The 6,743-nt window shown below is 49.1% G+C and carries 3 protein-coding genes and 1 pseudogene; 3 read left to right on the top strand and 1 reads right to left on the bottom strand.

Annotated elements, in window-relative coordinates; translation table 11 throughout:
• The coding region (locus tag VIM87_RS07415) for a GxGYxYP domain-containing protein (RefSeq protein WP_331996368.1) at positions 1-1,833 on the top strand (1,833 nt) is incomplete at its 5' end.
• A 27-nt stretch (positions 1,834-1,860) separates the two neighbouring features.
• Here VIM87_RS07415 and VIM87_RS07410 read toward each other — a convergent pair.
• On the bottom strand, positions 1,861-2,751 hold the full coding sequence (locus VIM87_RS07410; RefSeq protein ID WP_331996367.1) for an AraC family transcriptional regulator: 891 nt from the start codon (positions 2,749-2,751) through the stop codon (positions 1,861-1,863).
• Between the two features lie 375 nt (positions 2,752-3,126).
• Here VIM87_RS07410 and VIM87_RS07405 point away from each other — a divergent pair, with 375 nt between their 5' ends.
• Positions 3,127-6,045: a glycosyl hydrolase gene (locus tag VIM87_RS07405; protein WP_331996366.1), complete on the top strand. Its 2,919-nt coding sequence runs from the start codon at positions 3,127-3,129 to the stop codon at positions 6,043-6,045.
• Positions 6,045-6,743 (top strand): annotated as a pseudogene (locus tag VIM87_RS07400) (arabinose isomerase); the annotation flags it as partial. The gene VIM87_RS07405 and the pseudogene VIM87_RS07400, both read left to right, overlap by 1 nt.

Genomic DNA, 6,743 nt, shown 5'->3' with positions numbered 1-6,743 from the left:
ACCGGCATTGACGCACCCAATGAACATATGATCTTTGGCCCCTATGATACCAACACGCCGGCAGGCCCTAATGTAGCAGAGTTCCGCATGAAGATCGATAACAATACCGCCAACGATGATCCCGTGGTGGATATTGATGTGAGGAATGCTACAACTGGCCAGATCCTTGCCGCGCAAACCATTACCCGCAGGCAATTCCCAATAGCCTCCAACTACACCAGCTTTACGCTGCCCTTTACAATGCCGGCAGCTAACCAGTCGCTTGAGCTGCGCATTTACTGGCGTGGAGCGGCTTATATAAAGGTAGACTGGGTTGGCCTGCAGCAAAACAACTCATCCGCAGAAATGTACCTGTTTGCTTCGCTGAAAGGCATTGTGAACAGAACACAGCCGCGGGTCTTCTCCTATGAAGGTGATGCATTTGCAGAAGGGCAATACACCTGGCTGCAGTCATTAGGTTTAAGCTGGACCGAGCCTGCAAACAAATGGGACCTGATCACCAAATACCGCAGTGAACTATCCGGGTTAATTGTTTATGATCCTGCCCAGATCCATACCGTTAACCTGGCAACCTTGCTGGCAAAGGACCGGAAAGCGCTCATAGCCTCGCCGGACCTGCTATCAAAGCTAACAGCTGCCCCGTATAATTTACCGGTGCTGCTGGACCTGCGCGGCCAATATAGCAGCAAGCTGCAGGTATACCAGGCGATTTACAATACTTACTGGCCCAATATTGATCATCGTTTATTAATAGGCTTAAACCCCGAGGTGCATAAAGCGGCCCTGCGTGAATATGCTACTGCATTGGGCGCCGCAGTGATATGGCTGGATCCTGATGTAGCAGCCGAAAGCACTTTGCTGAACAGCTTTTTATCGTCCATGCCGGCCGGCGCCAACTACATGGGCTGGTGGCCGGAGGAAGGTCCGGGTGTACAAAGAGCCTCCAGCTACGGCATTGCAACCGTTGCAAGCGACTGGGCTACCAACCTTACAGTGCACAGCGGCATGCCCAGAACCGTAAATCTTAAACCCATGCCTCCGAAACCGGCGCTGCAGAATAAGCTCTACGTGGCTTTTATATTAAGTGATGGCGATAACTTACAGTATGTGGAACATCTTATGCGAAAGCTGTGGAACAACCCTGACCGTGGCGCAGTTCCCATAGGATGGACCCTCTCCCCTGCCATGCTGGACGCCATGCCCGGCGCCTTAAACTACTACTGGCAAAGCTCCACTAATAATGATAACCTGATCTCCGGCCCCTCCGGTTACGGTTACGCCTATCCCAACAGCTGGCCCACTCAAAGTTCACTGAACCAGTTTGCAGCTAAAACGGAGGACTATAATAAGCGTGCAGGCTTCAGGGTTATTACCATCTGGAATACTATTACCGGCGGCATCAATCAAAATGTTGGGGAAACCTTTGCCAGCTATGCGCCTACAACGCTGGGCCTTACTGCCCAGAATACCGGCGGCGGGCTAACTATTTACAACAACAGCCTGCCGGGCATGGCGCTTTCCTGCAACTACTGCACAAATGAGCAGGCCATGAAAGATCATATCGCCTCTGCTGCTGCGGGATGGAACGGCGCCTCGCCACGTTTCATTATCATACAGGCGCAGCCCTGGCAGGATGTAACGCCTACCAGCTTTAAGAATGTGGCCAATTCCCTTAATGCAGATTATATAGTGGTGCGCCCGGATCATATTTTTCAGCTCATCCGCGAAGCGAACGGCCTTCCGGTTAATCCGGGTCCGGTGCCGTTGGTGAAGCTGTTACAGTCCATTGGCACAACCGCCGGTGTGCAGCACCCTGCAAACACCGGCAGGTAAAGCATTTACAGGCCTGCTGCCTGAACTTTATTCCGTAGCCGGATCATAGCTCCGCTTACGGTATTCTGTTGGGCGCAGGCCTGTTTTTTCTTTAAAGATCCTGGAGAAATAAAAGCCTGATTCAAAATTAAGCGCTATTGAAATTTCCTTAACAGGCACATTGCTGTTGCTCAGCAGGTCTTTAGCCTTTTCGATCTTCAGCTGCAGGTAATACTGCCCGGGCGATAGCCCCGTATAGTTCTTAAACAGTTTCCTGAACCAGGAGTAACCCACATTCAATTCCTGCGCTGCCTGCTCCGGTGAATACGCGTTGCTGATGTTTGACCGGAATAGCAGTCTGGCCCTGTTGATGATATTTTCCGCTTCCTTGTTCTCAGCAGTGCTTTGCTTTACAGCAGCATAGCAGGCCCCTATTAAATGCAGCACTGCGCCCGATACCAGGGGCTGATAACCGGATCTTTCCTCCCTTGTTTTTTCAATAATGCTATTATAGATATTGAAAATGCTGTCATTAAAACCAATATAAAGGCATGGATTATCCGGCCGTAGGTAGCCGGAGTTTACCAGGTTATCAATAATATCTCCTTTTATACCTACCCAGTATTCATCCCAGCCTGTATGGCTATCCGGTTTATAGCGGTGCCTTTCATTCGGGAACAGCACAATAATGGTTCCTGCCTTAACGGTGGTTTGCTGATAGCTGTCTGATTCAAAAACACCCTGCCCGCTGGTAATGTATATTACCTGGTATTCCTGCAAAATGCGCCAGCTGCTCCAGTTAAAGTTATGATGCGCCGGATGATCTTTAAAAGGGTAATCGTTCGTAGCTTCAATATGCGTGCACCCCGCATTTAAAACCGTTAATCCCCAGCTCTCATCTTCTTTACTAACCGGAAGATATTTATAATAATTGACCATAACGCGCCGGTATTATAAATGTATAACATGCTCAAAAGCCGCGGCAGCCGCCGTTGCCCGGCACGTGATAAAGCTAATAATGATTTCTGAAGCCGCAAGTAAAAATATCAGAAAGTGCAGGCGATTTATCAAATTGTTAGTGCTCGCTATGCTACTTTTAACCCACTGAACATCCTCTTTCCACGCATCACAACCAAATATAAATGACATATATAATTACGGGGCAATCACCAATGATCCGGGCCTGATCCATTATTCATTGATGCTTCCTGCTCCTTTTAATAGCAAAAGCTATAAAGCATGTTTAAAAAGTTTATCCTGTTTTCCGTTTGCCTTTTATGCCTTTTAACCACCGCCCGTGCCCAGTTAAAAACAATGAAAGCAAACTTTTTTCATCCGCCGGGCCGTTACAAGCCTGGCGTGTACTGGTACTTTATGGATGGTAACATGTCGGCAGCTACTATTACTAAAGACCTGGAATCCATGAAAAAGGCGGGCATCGGGAACCTGGTATTCCTGGAAGTGAATGTAGGTATCCCTGCCGGCCCGGTAACATTTTTAAGTAATGAATGGACCTCACTTTTTGTACATGCTGAAAAAGAGGCCCGCCGCCTGGGCATTGAAATAACCTTAGGCATAGGCCCCGGGTGGACCGGCAGCGGCGGCCCATGGGTAAAGGCAAGCCAGTCAATGCAGCACCTGGTATGCAGCCGGGTTACTGTAACTGCAGGCGATAATCAGAAAATTGTTTTGCCTGTACCTCCGCCTAAAACACCCTTCTTTGGAGAAGATGGCCTTACACCTGCGGTGAAAAAAGAATGGTTACAATACTATGAGGATGTGGCCGTACTGGCGTTCCCGTTAACTGCACAGGATACCCTGGTAAAAGACTACGAAGAAAAAGCGCTGTATTATCGCGCACCCTACAGCTCCGGCGTAGTTAAACCATACCTGCCCTCTCCTTCCGGCATGAACGATGATAAAAACGCAATTAAGAAGAACGGGATCATTGACCTTAGCGGTAAAATGCAACCGGATGGTACGCTGAACTGGCAACCGCCATCAGGCAAATGGACCGTAATGCGTTTTGTGAGCCGCAACAACGGGGCCATTACCCGCCCGGCGCCAGTACCGGGTTTGGGCCTTGAAGCAGATAAGTTTGATACCATTGCCCTCAATCATCACCTGGACCAATATGTTGGCAAGCTGCTGAATAAAATAGGTAAGCCGGACAAAAATATACCCGGCGGTTTAAAGCGCCTGCACATGGATAGCTGGGAAATGGGTGCACAAAACTGGACCGCTTTATTCAGGAAAGAATTTATAAAAAGAAGAGGTTACGACCCGCTGAAATACTACCCCGTTTACGCAGGCAACGTTGTTGGCAGCCTGGAAGAAAGCGAACGTTTTTTGTGGGACCTGCGGCAAACCGCGCAGGAGCTTGTATTAGAAAACCATGCGCAACACGTAAAAGCTTATGCCAAACGTCACCAGCTGTCGCTTTCCATTGAACCGTATGATATGACGCCCACAGCCGATCTTGAGCTGGGCGCCATTGCCGATGTACCGATGGCCGAGTTCTGGAGCAAAGGTTTTGGCTTTAATGCCACCTACAGCGTTATAGAGGCCACTTCCATCGGGCATGTAAATGGTAAGTCGCTGATCCCTGCTGAAGCCTTTACCGCAGAGGGCGAAGCATGGAAGCAGCATCCCGGATCTATGAAAAACCAGGGCGACTGGGCTTTTGCATCAGGTATTAACCGTTTTGTATATCACACCTTTCAGAACCAGTTCCTGCCTGATTCATTAAGGCCCGGCGCAACTATGGGCCCATACGGTGTTCATTGGGACCGCGGGCAAACCTGGTGGCCAATGGTGAGCGCTTATCATGAGTATGTTACGCGCTGCCAGTACATTTTACAACAAGGCCGCACAGTAGCCGATGTGCTTTATCTTACACCCGAAGGCGCTCCACTGGTATTTGTACCGCCTGCATCAGCCATTATAGGCGATACCATAGGCGACAGAAGAGGTTACAATTTTGATGGCTGCGCACCCGGCCAGCTGATGAAGGCCACTGTAAAAGATCATCAGGTAGTATTCCCCGGCGGGGCCAGCTACCATTTACTGGTGTTGCCCATCTATGCATCCATGACGCCGCAGCTGCTGGCTAAAATAGAAGAGCTGATTAAACAGGGCGCAACAATGATAGGCAATCCGCCCTTACGTTCGCCTAGCCTGGTGGGTTATCCCGCCGGTGATCAGCAGCTTGCTGCTTTAAGTAAAATGATCTGGGGAGATGCTATCCCTCCGGATAATATGGTGCTGCGGAAATACGGCCGGGGCACCATAATCTGGGGTAAAGCAGTAAGCGCCCAACCGGATAATTTGTACCCGCATTATGATCTTACAGCAGGTATCCTCAAGTCAAAAGGTATCAGTGAAGATTTTACAGCAAACGGCGATCTGCGATACACACACCGCACTGCGCCTGACTGGGATATTTACTTTGTATCCAATAAAACAAACAGCCCGGTTAAAACCATTGCGCAGTTCCGTACTGCAAAAGGCGCTCCTGAGTTATGGAATGCCGTTACAGGTAAAACCAGCAGGATAACCACTTTTGAAAGAACAAACGGTACCACATCCGTTGCCTTGCAGCTGGATGCCTTTGAGAGTGCATTTATAGTATTTGCCAAAGAACATACCTGGCAGTCTGCCGGCATAGAGAATAACGTGCACCTACAAACGCTGCAAACATTAAGCGGCCCCTGGGACGTAAGCTTTGACCCCAAATGGGGCGGCCCCGCGCATACCGTGTTTAATGAGCTCACCGATTGGAGCATGAACAGCAACGGGGGCATTAAATACTATTCAGGTAAGGCGGTGTACCACAAAAAATTTGATTTAAATACAAAAGCGGCAGGCCCGTTGTATCTTGAGCTGGGAGAGGTAAAGAACATGGCCCGCGTAACCTTAAATGGTAAAGACCTTGGCATTGTGTGGACCGCGCCCTGGCAGGTAGATATTTCCGGGGCAGTACAGCAAAAAAATAACGATCTTAAGATTGAAGTAATTAACCTTTGGGCTAACCGCTTAATTGGCGACGAGAAAAAACCATACGATGGCATTGTGGATGGAAAGTGGCCCGAATGGCTGTTGAAAGGCCAGCCCCGCACCAGCGGCAGGTACACATTTACATCCACCAGGCAGTATAATGCAAATTCACCTTTGTTAGCCTCCGGTTTAATGGGGCCGGTAAAGATCACCTGTCAGTTAAAAAAGAAAAACTAATGAATAAACGTACGAGTGTAAAAGCCGGCTTGTTCGGGATAGGCCTGCAGGCCTACTGGGACCAGTTCACCGGCTTAAAGGACCGCTTAACCGGCTATGTTAATTTAGTGGCAAAGAACCTGGAAGGCTTTGATGCTGAAATTGTTAACCTGGGCCTGATAGATACCCCGGAAAAAGCTTTTGAAGCAGGCGCCGCTTTTAAGTGCGCAGATGTTGACATCCTGTTCTTATATGTCTCTACCTACGCCCTGTCGGCCACCGTACTGCCCGTAGTAAGAAAAGCAAATGTGCCGGTTATTGTGTTAAACCTCTCGCCGGAAGCAAGTATAGATTATAACAGCTTTAATCAGCTAAAGGACCGCACCGCCATGACCGGTGAATGGCTGGCGCATTGTTCCTCCTGTTCCGTACCGGAAATAGCAAACCTGTTCAACCGTTGTAAGATCCCCTTTTACCAGGTAACCGGCATGCTTAACAACGACCCGCACGTTTGGAACGAGGTTAAAGATTGGATAGATGCTGCAAGGGTGGCGCGTATCATGTATCACAACAGGCTGGGCATAATGGGTAATTATTATGGCGGCATGATGGATATTTACACGGATCTTACCCTGCAGTGCGCCACCTTTGGCGGGCATATGGAAGTGATAGAGGTAGATGAGCTCTCAGGCTTGCGCGAATTGGTAACCGCAGAAGAG

Source organism: Chitinophaga sp., assembly GCF_036569125.1.
Classification (GTDB): Bacteria; Bacteroidota; Bacteroidia; order Chitinophagales; family Chitinophagaceae; genus Chitinophaga.
The sequence above is the reverse complement of the archived record's forward strand: the minus strand, read 5'-3'. Positions and strand labels throughout refer to the sequence as shown.

What these genes read in the sequence shown, in the direction of transcription:
- VIM87_RS07410 (WP_331996367.1), bottom strand. Translation starts at nt 2,751, where the DNA reads ATGGTCAATTATTATAAATATCTTCCGGTTAGTAAAGAAGATGAGAGC.
- VIM87_RS07405 (WP_331996366.1), top strand. Translation starts at nt 3,127, where the DNA reads ATGAAAGCAAACTTTTTTCATCCGCCGGGCCGTTACAAGCCTGGCGTG.